This window comes from Mesorhizobium sp. P5_C1 (genome assembly GCF_054049815.1).
On record NZ_JBFULQ010001198.1, the window covers coordinates 1 to 828 of the forward strand.

At 61.4% G+C, this 828-nt stretch carries 2 protein-coding genes; one reads left to right on the forward strand and one right to left on the reverse strand.

Annotated elements, in window-relative coordinates; translation table 11 throughout:
• Positions 1–15 precede the first annotated feature (15 nt).
• Entirely contained in the window at positions 16–609 is a 594-nt protein-coding gene (locus tag ACXJ7R_RS34845) for a hypothetical protein (RefSeq protein WP_457155758.1), read from the reverse strand.
• A 33-nt stretch (positions 610–642) separates the two neighbouring features.
• On the opposite strand from ACXJ7R_RS34845, the gene ACXJ7R_RS34850 reads away from it, so the two are divergent.
• Positions 643–828 (forward strand): hypothetical protein (locus ACXJ7R_RS34850; RefSeq protein WP_457155759.1); only part of this gene is annotated, 186 nt, incomplete at its 3' end.

The window sequence follows — 828 nt, forward strand, 5'->3', positions numbered from 1 at the left end:
ACCCTCTGTTGCCCGCTATTCATCCGAAGCCGTCGCGGGCGCCGTATAACGGCGGCGCACGGCATCGAGCACGCGCTTGCGGCTCTCCTGGGCCGACAGTGTTTTGTCCTCTTCCGCATCGGCCGTTTCGCGTGCCAGGTCCTTGTCCCTGATCTGATGGCGGAACCATTTGGAATAGTCGCCGGCGCGCAAATGAAACTCCCAGGTCCGGTCGTCGATGCCCTCGGCGATCTGGGCAAAGATCATCAGATTGTGGGCTCTGAGGTTCATCGCATTGTCAGGACCATGGAAATAGAAGCTGCCTGCTTCATCGAGCTGGCCTTCGGCGTATTTGCGGCTGTGCCGCTTGAGTGATTGGCGCGGCTCGATCACCTTGACCGTTTTGACTTTCTTGCCTGCTTGCGGCCGCCAGAACAACACCCGTGCGCCCTTGGGGGTTGGCACGGCCTTCGGTGGCTCAATGCCGGTTTCATGGCAGAAGACGTTCACGACGTCCTTCGCCTTGGGACCAAGCGCAATGATGGCCGTCACCAGGCGCAACGCGTCGGTCGAGATCGCCTCGGGGTGAACAGTGATCAGGATCGTGCCCGGCAATTCCAACGACAGCACCGCGCGCGTGTCGTCGCGCCGCTTGGGCAGGAGATGGTGCGCTTCGTCGATAACGAGCCAGTGCGGTCTTGCGGTGCGGCGGCGAAAACTGCCGAGGCCGGGCACCAGGTCAGCGAAGAAATCGGGTCGCTCATTGACGCGCAGCGCCAGTCCATTGACGACGATATTGCTGTCGGCTTTACTTGCGCCTTTGTCGGTGCGCTCAATCCGTCACCAAGC